The organism is Spiroplasma endosymbiont of Aleiodes alternator, from assembly GCF_964031135.1.
Lineage (GTDB): Bacteria > Bacillota_I > Bacilli_A > Mycoplasmatales > VBWQ01 > Spiroplasma_E.
Genome location: NZ_OZ035008.1, coordinates 587,992 through 604,586, shown reverse-complemented (window position 1 = coordinate 604,586; position 16,595 = coordinate 587,992). Strand labels below are relative to the sequence as shown.

The 16,595-nt window shown below is 24.1% G+C and carries 20 protein-coding genes and 2 pseudogenes; 14 read left to right on the top strand and 8 right to left on the bottom strand.

The window, feature by feature from the left end:
• Positions 1-61: 61 nt before the first annotated feature.
• From ACQH20_RS03570 to ACQH20_RS03560, 3 genes and pseudogenes are all read right to left on the bottom strand, one after another.
• Positions 62-439 (bottom strand): S1 RNA-binding domain-containing protein, encoded by a 378-nt coding sequence (locus ACQH20_RS03570; protein WP_425377541.1) that lies wholly within the window; start codon positions 437-439, stop codon positions 62-64.
• Positions 440-760: 321 nt separating this feature from the next.
• Positions 761-1,398 (bottom strand): annotated as a pseudogene (locus tag ACQH20_RS03565) (oleate hydratase); the annotation flags it as partial.
• The gene (locus tag ACQH20_RS03560; protein WP_425377540.1) at positions 1,334-1,471 is read right to left on the bottom strand and encodes a hypothetical protein; all 138 of its coding nucleotides are present in this window, start codon (positions 1,469-1,471) and stop codon (positions 1,334-1,336) included. The pseudogene ACQH20_RS03565 and the gene ACQH20_RS03560, both read right to left, overlap by 65 nt.
• A gap of 6 nt (positions 1,472-1,477) precedes the next feature.
• Here ACQH20_RS03560 and ACQH20_RS03555 point away from each other — a divergent pair, with 6 nt between their 5' ends.
• From ACQH20_RS03555 to ACQH20_RS03545, 3 genes and pseudogenes are all read left to right on the top strand, one after another.
• The gene (locus ACQH20_RS03555; RefSeq protein WP_425377539.1) at positions 1,478-2,158 is read left to right on the top strand and encodes an IS3 family transposase; all 681 of its coding nucleotides are present in this window, start codon (positions 1,478-1,480) and stop codon (positions 2,156-2,158) included.
• 175 nt (positions 2,159-2,333) lie between these two features.
• Positions 2,334-3,317: an IS30 family transposase gene (locus tag ACQH20_RS03550; RefSeq protein WP_425377538.1), complete on the top strand. Its 984-nt coding sequence runs from the start codon at positions 2,334-2,336 to the stop codon at positions 3,315-3,317.
• A 57-nt stretch (positions 3,318-3,374) separates the two neighbouring features.
• Positions 3,375-4,688: pseudogene (locus ACQH20_RS03545) on the top strand (IS256 family transposase).
• A 71-nt stretch (positions 4,689-4,759) separates the two neighbouring features.
• Here ACQH20_RS03545 and ACQH20_RS03540 read toward each other — a convergent pair.
• From ACQH20_RS03540 to ACQH20_RS03520, 5 genes are all read right to left on the bottom strand, one after another.
• The gene (locus ACQH20_RS03540) at positions 4,760-5,062 is read right to left on the bottom strand and encodes an IS3 family transposase (protein WP_425377537.1); all 303 of its coding nucleotides are present in this window, start codon (positions 5,060-5,062) and stop codon (positions 4,760-4,762) included.
• A 5-nt stretch (positions 5,063-5,067) separates the two neighbouring features.
• Positions 5,068-5,274, bottom strand: a complete 207-nt coding sequence (locus tag ACQH20_RS03535; RefSeq protein ID WP_425377244.1) for a hypothetical protein — start codon at positions 5,272-5,274, stop codon at positions 5,068-5,070.
• A gap of 470 nt (positions 5,275-5,744) precedes the next feature.
• Positions 5,745-6,305 carry a 5-formyltetrahydrofolate cyclo-ligase gene (locus ACQH20_RS03530; RefSeq protein ID WP_252319030.1) on the bottom strand — a complete coding sequence of 187 codons (561 nt, stop codon included), beginning with the start codon at positions 6,303-6,305 and terminating at the stop codon, positions 5,745-5,747.
• Complete coding sequence (locus ACQH20_RS03525) at positions 6,289-6,747, bottom strand: iron-sulfur cluster assembly scaffold protein (protein ID WP_425377536.1); 459 nt, start codon at positions 6,745-6,747, stop codon at positions 6,289-6,291. Before ACQH20_RS03525 ends, ACQH20_RS03530 begins: the two co-directional genes overlap by 17 nt.
• Positions 6,734-8,017 carry an aminotransferase class V-fold PLP-dependent enzyme gene (locus ACQH20_RS03520; RefSeq protein WP_425377535.1) on the bottom strand — a complete coding sequence of 428 codons (1,284 nt, stop codon included), beginning with the start codon at positions 8,015-8,017 and terminating at the stop codon, positions 6,734-6,736. The genes ACQH20_RS03525 and ACQH20_RS03520 overlap by 14 nt, the downstream gene beginning before the upstream one ends.
• A gap of 296 nt (positions 8,018-8,313) precedes the next feature.
• Here ACQH20_RS03520 and ACQH20_RS03515 point away from each other — a divergent pair, with 296 nt between their 5' ends.
• The 11 genes from ACQH20_RS03515 to ACQH20_RS03465 all read left to right on the top strand — a co-directional run bounded on the left by ACQH20_RS03515 (position 8,314) and on the right by ACQH20_RS03465 (position 16,564).
• Complete coding sequence (locus ACQH20_RS03515; RefSeq protein WP_425377534.1) at positions 8,314-10,362, top strand: hypothetical protein; 2,049 nt, start codon at positions 8,314-8,316, stop codon at positions 10,360-10,362.
• Between the two features lie 16 nt (positions 10,363-10,378).
• On the top strand, positions 10,379-12,094 hold the full coding sequence (locus tag ACQH20_RS03510) for a hypothetical protein (protein ID WP_425377533.1): 1,716 nt from the start codon (positions 10,379-10,381) through the stop codon (positions 12,092-12,094).
• 51 nt (positions 12,095-12,145) lie between these two features.
• Positions 12,146-12,565 carry an HIT family protein gene (locus ACQH20_RS03505; protein ID WP_252318901.1) on the top strand — a complete coding sequence of 140 codons (420 nt, stop codon included), beginning with the start codon at positions 12,146-12,148 and terminating at the stop codon, positions 12,563-12,565.
• Positions 12,566-12,589: 24 nt separating this feature from the next.
• Positions 12,590-12,952 (top strand): hypothetical protein, encoded by a 363-nt coding sequence (locus ACQH20_RS03500; protein WP_425377532.1) that lies wholly within the window; start codon positions 12,590-12,592, stop codon positions 12,950-12,952.
• Between the two features lie 973 nt (positions 12,953-13,925).
• Positions 13,926-14,120, top strand: a complete 195-nt coding sequence (locus ACQH20_RS03495) for a hypothetical protein (RefSeq protein WP_425377531.1) — start codon at positions 13,926-13,928, stop codon at positions 14,118-14,120.
• Between the two features lies 1 nt (position 14,121).
• The gene (locus ACQH20_RS03490; protein ID WP_425377530.1) at positions 14,122-14,292 is read left to right on the top strand and encodes a hypothetical protein; all 171 of its coding nucleotides are present in this window, start codon (positions 14,122-14,124) and stop codon (positions 14,290-14,292) included.
• The gene (locus tag ACQH20_RS03485) at positions 14,285-14,590 is read left to right on the top strand and encodes a hypothetical protein (RefSeq protein ID WP_425377529.1); all 306 of its coding nucleotides are present in this window, start codon (positions 14,285-14,287) and stop codon (positions 14,588-14,590) included. The genes ACQH20_RS03490 and ACQH20_RS03485 overlap by 8 nt, the downstream gene beginning before the upstream one ends.
• 66 nt (positions 14,591-14,656) lie before the next feature.
• A complete protein-coding gene (locus tag ACQH20_RS03480; RefSeq protein WP_425377528.1) occupies positions 14,657-14,881 on the top strand; it encodes a hypothetical protein in 225 nt (74 codons plus the stop codon).
• Entirely contained in the window at positions 14,882-15,406 is a 525-nt protein-coding gene (locus tag ACQH20_RS03475) for a hypothetical protein (RefSeq protein ID WP_425377527.1), read from the top strand.
• Entirely contained in the window at positions 15,378-15,875 is a 498-nt protein-coding gene (locus ACQH20_RS03470) for a transposase (RefSeq protein WP_425377526.1), read from the top strand. Before ACQH20_RS03475 ends, ACQH20_RS03470 begins: the two co-directional genes overlap by 29 nt.
• A gap of 23 nt (positions 15,876-15,898) precedes the next feature.
• Positions 15,899-16,564 carry a hypothetical protein gene (locus ACQH20_RS03465; protein ID WP_425377525.1) on the top strand — a complete coding sequence of 222 codons (666 nt, stop codon included), beginning with the start codon at positions 15,899-15,901 and terminating at the stop codon, positions 16,562-16,564.
• The last annotated feature ends 31 nt before the right edge of the window (positions 16,565-16,595 follow it).

Sequence of the window (16,595 nt, the reverse complement as noted above, 5' to 3'; positions counted from 1 at the left end):
AAAAAAAAAATATTGCTATTTAATGGCAATATTTTTTATTATTTGGAAGAAAAATAGTATTTTAATTATTTTCTTCTTTTTTAAATCAATTATCAACAGTTTCTCTTATTGGTGCAAATCCTTTACCATTTTCTTCAATTGAAGAATTATTCTTTGCAACTAATCCTTGTTCCTTTGTACTTAAACTTAATTGTTGTTTAGTATGATCAATACCTGTTATTTCTGCTTTAACTGATGTACCAATTGTAAAATAATCACTAATATTTTTAACAAATTTAGGAGTAATACGACTAATGTGAATTAAACCAGAAAATCCATTTGGACACTTACAAAAAACTCCAAATTCCTTTATTCCAGTTGGAGTTACGGTAATAATGTCACCAACTTGAAATTGTTGAACATTTGATTCATTTTCTTCATTTTTAATAATTGTACTCATAATAAGTTAATTCCTCTTTCTTTTGTATAATTTAATAATACATAAAAATATTATAACATTATATTTAATCTTGAAGTTAAAATTAATAATATTAATTTTATGAATTTTTAAACATTAGAATAAGAAATTATTAATTGATTTTAAATTTAAAGATTATTAAAATATTAAATTTGTTAGCAATTTCTTTATTTTTAAAGAAATGAATGTTACTTGTAACAATATTACTAATTTTTTTTAATATTTTTCTTTATTTTATACTTAAAATGGTAAGTTAATATAGATATTTTATTTTATAAATACTATTAAAAATATTAGGATTTATTATAATAATCCTGATTTTTCAAGTAATTCTTCTAGAAAAGTTCCCTTGTTTTTTTTAATGCACCTCTACGGAAAATTTTTAAGATGAGAGGAACTTGTATATCATTAATTTTTTTCTTATCTCATAAAATATGAGTTGAATTCAATAGTACTCTAATATCATATGCTGAAGCAAAAACTTCTGGTATTCCTCTATCAACCTTTAATAATTTATAGACAGCTTTCATAGCAGTTCTCACTGAATATTCGGTTGTAAAAACTGTATCATCTTCAGTTTCACTAAAATTACCAATAAATGCTAAATTTTTTGAACCTTCCGGAACTACTAAAGGACGATCACCAATTTCTCTTGGCATAAAGTATGAAGTAATAAATGGCATATAAACTGGTACCACATTACATGAGTTTTTAGCAAGTTGAAAGATTTCTTCTTCAGGAACGCCAATATGATATAATCACTCTTGAGCTATTTCCATGCCAGAACATTCAGTAATACTTTTTTTAATATAATCTCCTTCCTTATTTGAAAGTAATTCATAGATTCAAACAACTAATTGATCATCTGATTGGCTTTTAAAGTGTGATTGACGATTTAAGGTATAACTTAAAATTCAACTTGAATCGATAGCAGTAACAATTCTGAACATCTAGAATAAAGTAGACACAGAATTGTAACCTTTGTGTTAAAAATACTTTAAGGAAGGTGTTCATTTTTTTATGGCTAAATGACTATCAAAAGAAGAAAAGTTAAAAATAATAAAAATAAGTAAAATTAAAACAATTGATAAAACCGCATTAGAGTATGGTATTGGTCGATCATCAATAAAAGAATGAATTAAAGTATATAAATTATTAGGTGAAAAAGGTTTAGAATATGGCAATGGAATTCGTGCTAAAAAAACCAAAAGAACAGGTCGACCCAAATCTTTAAATTTTAATGAAATGACAAAACAAGAATTAATTGAATATATTGAGGCAATGAACGATATAAAAAAGTATTTAGAAAAATCGACAAAAAAGAAGAAATATTTTGTGATTTTCTCATTGAAGAAAAAATATCAGATTAGTTATTTATGTTGATTATTAAATGTTTCAAAATCAGGATATTATAAGTGAATTAAGAATGGAATGAATGAATTTAATAAATGAGATACATTTTTAGCTAATATAATTAAAAATATTTTTTATGAATTTCAAGAAATTTATGGTTATAAAATGATAACTTTATGAATTAACAAAATTTATAATTTAAAATTAAAATTTCATATTGTATATAGATATATGAAAAATATGAGTTTAAAAGCTAAGGTTCGCATAAAAAAATTTGATTATAGAACTAAATCAGGAAGTTTAAGATATGATAATTTATTAAAACGTGATTTTTCACTACTAATTTAAATGAAAAATTAGGTACTGATATAACTTATTTATTAACTAATGGTAAAACATATTATTTATCAATTGTTAAAGATTTTCATAATAATGAAACCTGAATTGTAAAATTAAAAAGGACATTTATATAAAAATTAAATTGTGTTAATTCTATAATTAAGAAAAGAAAGGAATTAGCACAATGTATAAGTATCTGACTATTGAATCAATAATAGCAATAAAAGAATATAAAAGTTATGAATTTTCAATTCGTAAAATAGCAAAAGCTGTTGATTATAGTAAATCAACTGTACATAGAGTTTGCAGATTATTAAATCAAAACTTATTACCATTAGAAATATTGAATCAAATTCAAAAAAAGAAGCAAAATGCAGGTAGAAAATTAATAATTTTAACTTTAACAGAAATTAATACTATTAATTATTTGTTAATTACTAAAAATTATGCACTTGATATAATTGCTAATTTTTTAAAGGAAAATAAAATAAAAAGTATTTCAACAAAAACTTTATATAACATGTTTAAAACAAATCGAATGGGTTTTGATGAAAATAACTTATTGAGAAAAGGAAAAAATAAACCTCATAAACGAAAAGAAACTAGAGGACGAATTAATAATTGTAAATCTATTCATGAAAGAAATTTAATCATTCCTAATATTAAAAATATACAAGAATTTGGTCATTTAGAGGGTGATACTATCATTGGTAAAGATCATAAAAGTTCTATTATTACTTTAGCTGATATATGATCAAAAACCACAATTCCTTTAGTTTCTAAAAATCATAAAGCAGAAAATATTACAAAAAGTATAATAAAATTTATTTCAAAGTTACAAAAAGGAACAGTTAAAACTATTACTTTTGATCGTGGTAAAGAATTTAATAAATGAAAATTAATCGAAAAAATTTGCAATGTTAAGATTTATTTTGCAGATCGTGGCAAACCTTGTCAAAGAGGTTTAAATGAAAATAATAATGGTATTTTAAGAAGATATTTACCAAAATCTACAGATCTATCTTTATATAAACAAAAAGACTTAAATGCTATAGCATTTCAAATTAATTCTACACCCAGAAAATCACTATCTTATAAAAGCCCAATAGACTTAATACAATTATTTAAAAAGGTAATGTTTAGTAATCTGTGTAACTTACAAAAATAACTATGTTTAATTAATTCTAGTAAATATAATTAAATGACTAGAAAGAGTGAGTTACAGATGGCTAAAAAGCAAAATATTAATAATAATGATCCAATATCAAAAGCAGTAGATTTATTATTAGAAAATACTGAAGATTTAACAACAGTTTTTAAAGAGGGAGGATTGTATAAAGAATTAACAAAAAGATTAGTAGAAAAAATGTTGAATTCTGAGATGCAAAATTATTTAGGATATGATAAGAATCAACATAGTAATAGTGACAATGCTCGTAATGGTATAAGTTCAAAAAAATTAATAACTCAACAAGGTAAAATTGAGATTGATGTACCACGAGATCGCAATAGTAATTTTAATCCTGTAATAGTTGCAAAAAGACAAAGAAGATTTGAAGGTTTTGATCAACAAGTTCTTTCTTTATATGCAAAAGGTATGACATTATCAGATATTAGAATGCAATTACAAGAGTTATATCATGGTGCTGATATTAGTGAAAGTGTTATTAGTCAAATTACTGATGATGTTATTGATGATGTAAAAGCATGGCAAAATCGACCATTAGAAAGTGTCTATCCGATTGTTTATTTTGATTGCATAATAGTGAAAGTACGACAAGATAAAAGGATTATTAATAAATCAGTTTATATAGCTTTAGGAGTTGATTTAGAAGGTAAAAAAGATGTTTTAGGTTTATGAATTAGTGAAAATGAAGGTGCTAAATTTTGATTAGCAAATTTAACAGAAATGAAAAATCGTGGCTTAAATGATATTCTTATTGCCTGCAGTGATAATTTAACAGGCATGTCAGAAGCAATACAATCAGTTTATCTTAAAACAGAACATCAATTATGCATAGTTCATCAAATTAGAAATAGTTTGAAATATGTCTCATATAAGCATAGAAAATCTTTAGTTGCAGATTTAAAACCAATTTATACTGCATGTAGTGAAGAACAAGCAATGCAGGCTTTAGAATACTTTGAAAATAAGTGAAATAAACAATATCCTCAAATTGCTAAATCTTGATATAAAAATTGAGATAATTTAATTGTTTTTATTAGTTATCCTGCAGAAATTAAAAGAGTGATTTATACAACAAATGCTATTGAATCTGTAAATAGTCAATTACGAAAAGTTATCAGAAGTTTGGGACTTTCCAGCAATCTGTGTAACTTAGTGATTTTACAACTAAAATTTATTTAAAAAACACAGTTTTTAGGAAAGTCCCAAAAGTCTAATGATATGGCAGTTTTTAAAATATTTTATTTAGCAATTGAAAATATAACAAAAAAATGAACAATGCCCATTCAAAATTGAAATACAGCAATTGCTCATTTTATGATAAAATTTGAAAATAGAATTAATCTAAACTAGTACTTTGTAAAACAAAGATACACAGATTACAAAAGCCTCTTTAAAAACTGTCCCATTTGTCCCATTTATATTTACAATTCAGGATTATTTTTGAATGATAATTTCGTGTATTTTGATATTAAATTATGTTCATTCATAATTTTTTTAATTTTTCTTCTTGATAAAGGAAAACCTTTATTTTCCATACTGACTTTTAATCTTCTAGTACCATAAACTTCTTTATTTTCTTTAAAAGCACTAATAACAGCTTGTTCATAAATATTATTTTGCATTTTATTTTCTTTTTTCTTTAATTTAAAATAATATGTTGATTTAGAAATTTTTAAAAAACGACACATTGTGCGAATTTTATATTTAGATTTATTTTCAACCATAATCTCTATTTTCTGCCTATTATTAGTGCTGCTTGCTTTAAAATATCATTTTCCATTCTTAACTGTTTTAATTCTTTTCTTAATTTAATTAATTCATTTTCTTCAACAGAACGATTATCTTTAGTTTTAAAACTACCTGAATTAGTAAATTGCTTAATTCAATTATAAGTAGCTGCTCTTGTAACATTGTACTCTTTAGCAAGACAAGACACTGACTTACCACTTTGATATAAAGCTACTATTTGTTTTTAAATTCATCTGAATATGAGTTAATATTGGCCATAATTATAGTTCCTTTCTTTTAACTAATTTGTTCACTTGTCTACGTAATTAGTGTCCAATAAAGTGTAACCCATCCATATTTTTTCATTATTTTTTTAGAAATATTTATTTTTTAGTATTAAGATTTACTAAAAATATCATTTTTTATTATTTATTTTTGGATTCATTTTGATAAAAAATATAAAATAATTTTAATTGATTCAGTTTTTATAAAATTCAAGTGTGTATAAACTAAACTAATGAGTAGTTTTAGTCTTTTTAAAATAATTATTCTAAGTAAATCTTAATTTAAGTCTATAATTAAAAAAATGAATATACAATAAAAATAAAAAAAGATAATTTGATTAATTAAACTATCTTTTATTTATTGATTAGTGTATTTAATTTTTAGATTAAAATATTAATTAGTAAAAATATAGTCTAATGGTATATCTCAATTATCGTGATTAATTATATAAGGAATTTTTTGAATAGCAAAACCAAGTCCTATTTTACTAAAGTTAAATTTATTTTTAGATAAATAACGATCGTAAAAACCTTTACCATAACCAATACGATAATAATCTTTATCAAAAGCAATCAATGGTACTAACATACAATCAATTTGACTTCCTATAACTTTTTGGCAATTTAAACTTGGTTGTCCAATTTTAAAATCATTATCAAATACGATATCGTTTCAACTATTAATAAAGTAAAATTCCAAATGCTCACCATTCATTCTTGGTAAACAAACTTGTTTTAGATTTTTTCATAATAATTCAATAATTTCTTTAGTTTCTACTTCATATGGTAAGGAATTATAAAGAGCAAATACATTATTTTGTTTAAAATAATGTGATTCATTAAATTTATTGAAAATAATTTTATTTCACTTTTGATAATTATTTTTAGAAACATTTTTTAATTTTTTTAAATAAATGGTTCTTAAACTAATTTTATCCTTAATTTCCATTTCCATTTTTTTCACATTCTTTCTCAATTATTTTATTAATACCATTAATACCAATAAGGGCACATTTAATTCGATTACGCTGTCTTGGTAGATTTTTAAAAGCAATCATATTTTCAATTATTTTATCATTAAATTGCTTTTCTGATAACATTGCTTGATAATTAATAATAATTTCTTTTATTTGTGATATTGTTTTACGTTCAATTAAAATACAAAAAAGATCGGTTGCTGCAGTTGAAATAGCACACCCAATTCCAGTAAAGCGTGCGCTATTAATAACTTTATTTTTAATAGAAATTTCAACATGAAAATTATCAACACATGATTCATTGTTTTGATGATATGTCAAACTATTTGGTAAATTTTTAAAACCTTTATTTTTTGGATTACTATAGTGTTCAACAATTAGTTTGCGATAATAGTCTTGATTGTTATTAAAAGAATTCATTTAAAAAATCTCCTCCTTCATTAATCCCTTTTTTTAAAGCTATTACTAATAAGTCAATATCTTTTTTGCAATTGTATATGTAAAAACTAAGACGAATTGTTACTTCAGCGTTAATTATATTAGGTAATAATTTAACACAATAAGTTCCACTGCGTACGCATATATTTTGTGTTCCTAAAAAATTAGCAACATCTTGTGCAAATACTTTTTTAATATTAAATATTATGTTACTACTATTGCCATCAATATTATAAATTTCAATGTTATTTCCTAACTGCGCTGTTAATTGTTCAATTGCGTATTTTTTTAGTAAAATTTCATGATTTCTAATATTTTCAATACCAATGTTTAATAAATACTTAATAGCTGCACCTAGCCCAAATACACCCGCAATATTTTGTGTTCCACCTTCAAAACGATAAGGACTATCTAATAAGTTAAATTTACCATTTTCATAAATATCACCATTCATGCCTCCACCCAATATTAGTGGATCTAGCATATTTAATCATTCGTTTTTTCCTCAAAAGACACCGATTCCAGTTGGACCAAAAACTTTATGACCAGAAAATCCAAAAAAATCAATATTTCAATTTTTAACATCGGTTTTTATATGTCCTATTGATTGTGCACCATCTATTATTACTAAAATATTTTTAAAAATTCAATTATCACTTTTAACATTTTTTTTACCATATTCTTTAATAAAATTAGTTAATGTTTCAGTATCATTTTCTATTGCTAAAGAATTATTAATATTTGCAAAAGCAACTATTCTAGTTTTAGGTGTTAAAAATTTTTTTAAATTTTCAACAGTAATGACTCCTTGTTTATTTGTTTCAATAAATTTTATTTTAATTTTTTTAGTTTGTATCAAACGATAAAATGGTAAGAGTAATGAGCTATGTTCTAAAGTGGTTAATAAAATTTCATCATTTTCTTGTAAATATTTTTCTAAGCCAAAAGCAATTTGATTATAAGCAAAAGTTGCTGAAGGACAAAAAACTATTTCGTTTTCGTTACTATTAATAAATTTACTAATTGTTTTTCTAGTATCTTCAAATATATCATTTCCCTTAACAGCAAGTTGATAATCTTGACTATGTGGATTAATACAATATTTTTCATAATAATCCCTAACAGCATCAATAACTATTTGTGGTTTTAGTGAAGAAGCCGCTGTATCTAAATAAACTAAATCAGGATTATTTTTAAAAAAGGGAAAATCAGTTTTAAAGGTATTATCATTAATGTTTATTTTTTTATTCATATTTACTCCTATATCATTACACCAAATATAATATACTTATACTAATGATTATACACTTAATTTTGTGCTAATTTTCTTAAAATTAAAAAATGAATAAAATATTATTTGTGCACTATAAAGTAATAATATTTAAAAAAATTAATATTTTAAATTTTTTAAAATAAATAATTGGTAATTAGTTATTTCATTTTAAAATTAATTAGAAAAAACTATCCCTTAAATATAAATTTTATGTTAAGATATCTTAGTAAAATAAATTAAAAAATCTTTTTTTGCTATAGATTTAATTAAAAGGAGTGAATAAAGTGCACAATATTCTTGCCTTAGTTGCAGCTTTCACGTTATCATCAACATCAACTATGTCTATTATAGCTTGTAATATTTCAAATGAAAGAGGCACAACTAATGTTTTCGACTGAAATAGTGCTTTTATAGATACAAGTACTACGACTGACACCTTTTTTAATTACTTATTAAATAATCCCAATAGTGGATGAGGTAAAACATTATATACTGATATTAATCAATATATTAATCTTTCAATTTTAAAAAATACTCCAGAATATAAAGATGATTATCTTGCTGCTTTGACAGCAGCTCAATCTGAGATGGAAAATAAAATAAAATCATTACAAGCAAAATATGGTCGTTCATGAGAAAAACAATGAAAGAAAGTATTGGGCGATGATGATGTTAATACTTACATTGATAATATTTTAAAAAAGAGTGCTTTAGGTATTATTCAACGTAGTTATGTTACTAGTAATTATAAGGATTATAAATACTACAATCAAAATGAAATTAATATTTGATTAAAGGATTTATGAGAACAAGTAAAGAGTGAAAACAATCCAAATGGTACTTATGATAGTGTACAACAGTACATTAATGGTAAAACAAGTATTACTGATGCTGGTAAATATTCTAGCAAAATTTGAGTTGTTGCTAATGCCAATAGTTTAAATCCTGATCTTACCGATTTTAAACAATTAGATGCTGCTGTTAAAGCTGCTAAAACATGAACTGGTGTTAATATTAGTCTTCCTGTTGTAAAAACTAGTGATGATAAGAATGATAGTAATTATGAAACAGATTCATACAATACTATTGATGGCTTATTAAGTGATAATCAATCTAAAATAGCTAAAGTAATGTTAAGAAATCAAGAATTAATTTGAACTCGTCAAATTGTTATTCCTTTTGATTCTACTGCTAAACCTTTACAAGAAAAGATTAGTGCTTCTCAGTTTTCTCAAAATAAAACTAAAATTAATGAAATTTTAAAGAATATTAGAACTAATGGTTTTGATCAAACATTCACTGAAGAAAAAGGGGCCGCTACTACTGATGTTAGTAAAACTGGTGATTTAGGATTAATGGATATTACTAAATCTTCACAAGAGAATAGTCCTTTTTATTATTACTTATATCGTTATGTAACTAGTGCTGAAGGTGTTGGTAAAAATGTTGATGGTATTCAACCATATAAATTAACACAATTTACTTCACCAACTGACAAGGAAAAGGGTTTAGATTACTTAATTCCTTATATAGACCGTGATAGTATTAAAGATAAAGGTAAAGATGGTACTAGCCAATATAATGATTTAGTTTATATGAAAGATATAAAAGGACCACAACTTCCTGATGCTGCAGTTAATAATGGACCTGGAGTTGGCATTTTTATTGATACTGGTGGTATTCATTTTATTCAAACGCCAGGTATCACATATCAACAGCAAGACAAACCTAAAAGCGATGAATCAACTTATAATATAATTAAAACATTTAAAAATCATAGAAAAGATACTTATCAGTGAAAAGACTTAGCATCGTTATCTGAGCGTCCAGGTGGATTATCTGATTCTCCTTATCTTGATTATTTACAAACTGGTTTTTTACTACAAAAATATACTCCAAATACAACTCTTACTTTTAATTTAAATGATGCATTAACAGCCTTTACTGGAGGTACTGGTAGCCTTGGTGATGCAACTTGATGAGATTATAATTTATACTTTAATAATAACTCGAGTTTAATTCATTGAAATTTACAGGATATATTTGGTTCAAGTCCTCTTGATCCAACTGATACGAAAATTAATAGCTTTGTTGAAAAAATGAAAAGTTGATTTGATAAAACTAAAGAAAATCGTTGAAACAATAGACAAGGTATTAATATTAATGCAACATTTAAGGATAATATTATAAAAACTAATAATACATGAGATGGCTTTACACAAGATGCACCAGTTGCTCGTATGGATACTAATATTGCTAATTATCTAGATGTTGTTGGGAAACGAACATTATGATGATATGATCCAAGTATCATTAGTTCTTAGACGGGAGGTATAAAAAATGAAAAAGATAAAAAAGATTTTACCATTATTAACTTCAGTTACTCTTTTATCTGGCCCTGTATTATTATTAGTTGCTTGTGATAGTGAACGTGATATGAGTAATTTACCTAGTGGTAAAATTCCTGATGATTATAAAAATCGTGTATTATTTAATTTTTTAGGAATAAATTTTAATGAAACGATTTCTGCTCAGTTTAAGAATACTTATTCACAAGGTCTTGATTTTATTTTAAAAGATGTTGAAGGAACAATTGCTCAGCAAAAATTTTATGAATTTTTTCATAAGAAACTTCATTATAGTGAAGACACAAAAAATGCAGATGGTACTACTGCAATAATGGAAGAAGCCAATAAAGCTTTTATAAAACTTAAAGATGATTTAGGATTAAGTTTATTAACTCAAAAGTACTTAAGTGGTATTAATACAGCTAATTCACTAGATAAAGTATCAGCAGCAGATAATAATGAGTTATTATTTCAAAATCAAAGTTGACATCAGGATGGTACAAGTAAATTTAATTATCAAAATGTAGATTTTTATAAAGAAAAAAATAAAGATACTGGTAAAGTTAATGATCCTGATCAAATATTTACTCCTGATAGTTTATATAAAGATTATGGTGATAAAGATGCTGCTTTTGATGAACAATTAGCTGCCATTGCTAAACATCCAGATGACAATTATAGTAATGAAATTGGTAAATTATTACCAAATGATGCTAAAAAATGAAATAGTAGTGCTGGTATTAATAAAACACAAAAAAGTCTTTCTGGTACTGATATTCCAACTTATTCAAAATATTTAAAACGTTTCCAATGATGATTACGTTTTCGTTATCAACAATATTATCAATATGAAATTTTACCAGCATTAAATCAAACTTTATTTACAATGTCTTATATTTTAGACAATATTGTTGATATTAAAGATAATGAAGCAGGTAAACCTATAATTTCAACCCAAACAAATAACCTTTACATAAGTCAATTACAAGATACTACTGGTTGACAAAAGAGTAACTATAATGTAAATTGAAACTTTACTACTGATTTAGCAAATGCGCAAAGCATTGATAAAAAATGAAATAGTAGTCCTTCTGAACCTCCAAAGTGAAAGTCAATTGTTAAAGATGATGATTCAGGAAAAGGAAAAACTTTAAATTCTGATTTTTTTACTCAATTAACAAGCGGTAATGCCTCAACTATTAGTGAAATTGATCCTAATTTTGGTGCTAATGGTTTCTTAAGTACTGCAACTAATAATCAATTGGCTGCAGGTTGAGTATCTAATGGTGGATTACATTACACTACGAATAATAATATTGCTACATTTACTTACTCTGCTCCTATTTATTTCCTAAACCTTCTACAAAATTTAGATTTTAGTTTTTTAAGTAATAAAAACGAAGGCTGAGTTCCAGAAATTAGTAATTTAATTCATTCATGAAACATTAGTGGTAATGCTAGTCTTAAGACAGATTTCTCTAAGTATATAAGAGCTGATGGTAAGGAAAGCACTATTACCCAAGAAACAAAGTGAAATATATTCTGACAAATGTTATATTCTATATCTGCTACTGATTCTGCAACTAAAGATTCACCAGCAGCTGAAAACTTTAAAATCGCTGCCCAAAATTTATTTCCAACATATATTCCAAAAAATAATATATATGAAGAAGAGTTTTGAAATAAGGTAAAAGAGTTTTATCCATAATAATACTTAATATTTTAAGTTATACTTATAAAGTAAGTTGAGGTGAAATATATGACAAATAAAGCATGCATTTTTTGTACAATTATTAAAGATACAAATAACTTAATTTTTGAAGATACAAATACAGCAGCATTCATGGATATCAATCCCGTAACTAAAGGACACATTCTAGTAATTCCAAAGCAACATTTTGAAACTTTTATTGATACTACACCTAAAATAGTGAGCGATGTTAGTATCACAACTCATAAAATTGCTAATTTGCTAATAAAAACTATTCCCGAAATTAAAGGATTTAATATTTTAACTAATAATGGTAGCGAAGCATTTCAAGAAGTATTTCATTATCATGTTCATATTATTCCAAAATATATTCGTGAAAAAGGGTTTTTAATTAATAGGACAAAAGAAAATGTTACAATTGATGATATTAATAATCTTAAAAAAATACTAAAATCACAATTAATGTAAAACAAATATTTAAGGAGGAAAAAAATGAAAAGTCTTAAGTTATTAACTTTACCTAAAATATTAATGCTAATTAGTGCTGTATGAATTATTGTTTTTAGTTTATTGTATGCAGCGGGAGTTATAACTTATAGTTTCTATGGCTGAAATGAAAATGGAGCTACATTAGTTATAATAGGTATTATTTATATTCTAATACCATTTTCAGTTAAACACGGATTATGATCAAGACTATGAGCACTATTTATATCATTTCTTTCAGTTATAATAGTTATTGGTTTATTTGTTGGCAAAGATGTAGATTATAAGTCAACATGAACTTATATTAATGCTTTACCACATATTATCATGGCGTTTGGCTCTATTTTATGAATATTTAATAGTAAATAAGTCATAAAATAATTATTAATAACTTAAAATATTGGACAATATATTATCCAATATTTTTTTTATAATTTTGGTTGAAAATAGTATTAAACCAATTTTTAATAAATAATTAATAATATTTTTAGAGTTTATTTTCAACATAAATAATAAGAAAAAAATATTATAATAGTTATTATTATCAAATTTTATAAAAATTATTGGGAGCGTGTCGAAGATGTCGATAACTAAAAAGTTTTAAAAATAGCTCCTTTCTTTTTTAAACCCTTAAATTAAAAATAAATGACAAAAGACGAGAATAAAAATCTTGTCTTTTTTTTGTAATTGTAAAATTTTAAAATTTTTATTATTAACACACTTTAAATATCTACTACACGCAGTGACCAAGTAGGAGAAAGTTAATAATTAATAATCTTCTTTAACACTATTATCAACAAGTGTTAGGGAACTAAAAAAGTGAACTACAACACAGTTGTTAAAAATAGTAGCTAGAGCATGTGGACTTGCATGGATAAATAAAAAGTGGAGTGATACCTAATAAAATATACTAACCAGTAATGGTAATTCTTGGGGTGGGAGCGAATTGGAAACTAGTATATATAGACCTGTTGTAGGGACCTGTTGTATTAATTCTATTCTTTATTTAACCAACCTTGCCACTCCCCAGTGAGCAAGTGTTGGTTTTATTTTTTATTTCTTTTGAAAATTTTTTTGGGCGAGAAAATAAATTTCAAACTTATAAAAAAAATTGAGCGGTGCCGGTTCAATTAAAATATTAATTTGTTTAACACAAATTAAATAAATATTGAATCGAATGCCTCGATTTCTTTTTAAAATTTCACAATTTATTTTTGAGCCCAGAATTGTTGGGATTAATAAAACGAATAGTAGTATTATTAATAATCTAAAAATCAAAATATATGTTCTTTATGCTAGAAGCAACAGAACATATTAGGAAAGTAAGTAAGGTAATTTAATAATGAGTAATGATTATGAATGAATATGATATTGTGATATTTATGGTTGTAAAAATAACAACAGTAAGCAAGAAATATATGTTTGTTCAATTAAAAAAGATACAAAATTAGGATTATGTAAAACTCATTTTAATAATTATAGAAATATAATCATTGATTATATTATTGATAAAAGACAAGAAAATGTAGGTAAATAAAATGAAAAAGTATTTTTGTTGAACATGTAAACAACATAAATTAGATTATTTATTCTTTAATACTAATGATATAAAAATAAGACAAAACTTTTTAAGAGACAAAAATAATAAAGCAATTTGTTATGACTGTATTTTAAATGTTAGATTAAGTAGGAGATATAAATATGAATAAACAAAAAATATTTTCTGTTAAAGACCAAGAAATTATTAATGAATATAATAAAAAACGTAGTAAAGAAATAACAGAAGAGCATTTAAATAATATAAAAAAATTAAAAGCAGATTTTAAAAAAGCAGAATTTAATGAATATAAGAAAAATTTAATTTGTTCATTAAATATATTTTTGGGGCATTATTTAGAACAATTCAAAAAAGAAGAAGATATATTTTATTTAAATAAATTAAAAGGTTCAATTGATACTATTCAGTTATTAATTAATAAAATAGAATCCGAAGAATTGAACATCTAGAATAAAGTAGACACAGAATTGTAACCTTTGTGTTAAAAATACTTTAAGGAAGGTGTTCATTTTTTTATGGCTAAATGACTATCAAAAGAAGAAAAGTTAAAAATAATAAAAATAAGTAAAATTAAAACAATTGATAAAACCGCATTAGAGTATGGTATTGGTCGATCATCAATAAAAGAATGAATTAAAGCATATAAATTATTAGGTGAAAAAGGTTTAGAATATGGCAATGGAATTCGTGCTAAAAAAACCAAAAGAACAGGTCGACCCAAATCTTTAAATTTTAATTAAATGACAAAACAAGAATTAATTGAATATATTGAGGCAATGAACGATATAAAAAAGTATTTAGAAAAATCGACAAAAAAGAAGAAATATTTTGTGATTTTCTCATTGAAGAAAAAATATCAGATTAGTTATTTATGTTGATTATTAAATGTTTCAAAATCAGGATATTATAAGTGAATTAAGAATGGAATGAATGAATTTAATAAATGAGATACATTTTTAGCTAATATAATTAAAAATATTTTTTATGAATTTCAAGAAATTTATGCTTATAAAATGATAACTTTATGAATTAACAAAATTTATAATTTAAAATTAAAATTTCATATTGTATATAGATATATGAAAAATATGAGTTTAAAAGCTAAGGTTCGCATAAAAAAATTTGATTATAGAACTAAATCAGGAAGTTTAAGATATGATAATTTATTAAAACGTGATTTTTCAACTACTAATTTAAATGAAAAATTAGGTACTGATATAACTTATTTATTAACTAATGGTAAAATATTATTTATCAATTGTTAAAGATTTTCATAATAATGAAATATTAGATTATAAAATAAGTGCAAGTTTAGACATGACATTTGTTGTCCAAAACATTATCCAAGCTTGAGTTAATGCTCAAAAACCTACTTCATGAATTTTACAATCAGATCAAGGATTTCACTATACAAATCCTTCTTATAAAATTTTATGTGATGAATTAAAAATAAAAATTTCAATGTCTAGAAGAGGTAATTCCTGTGATAATGGTGCTACTGAAACTTGATTTGGAACAATGAAAACAGAATTTCTATATCAAATTCCAAGAAAAAATAGAACTATTGAATGAATACAAGACAACTTACCTAAATATATTTACTTTTATAATAATTATCGACCTCAAATAAAATTAAAAGGAATGAGTCCAATCGAATATCGATTAGCTCATTCCAAACCAACAAATAATTACTTCATACCTATAAATTTAACACTTACAAACGCTATTTTATAAAATTTAATAAAAGGTTACTTTTATTGTCCACTTTTCTTGACAAGTTCAGTAAAGATTTACAATTACCATTAATAGAAAAACATAATTTAGGTATTATTCCAGTTAAATTTATGCAAAATTTACCTAAAAAGAATTTCTTTGGTGGAGTTATTGGTGATTATTATCCAGATATGAATCCAATTAAAAAATTACAAAAATTATTAAATAAAACATTTGAATCAATTGAACATGAACTTGAATATAATGTTACTCGTGTATTTTTAGATATTACTGAACAAGAAATAAATCAATCTAAAACTGCTTTTGATTTAAAAAAATTAATAGGTAAATTTATTTTACAAGCAAATTTAAGAAGTTTAGGAAGTACTAGTGGAACACCACCAATTGCTATTTTACAAGGTAGTCCAATATTAGATAAATATGCAGAATTTATACAATTTATTATTGATAAAGCATTTGAAGATAGTGGATATAGTCCAGTAAATGATACTACAAGTCAAAAAACTGAAGCAGAAGTATTAATTACTAATTCTCGTGATATGGAAACTACAAGAATTAAAAGAACATTAAATCAAAGTGATTGAAATGAAATATTTCAAAGATGTTTTATATTAATGGGCTTAGATGGTGATAAATCTAAATGAAGGGCGTATTTCAAGTCTAGTTATAATTTAATTTTCTTTAAATAAAAGATAAAATAAATTATTGGTAATGTTTAGT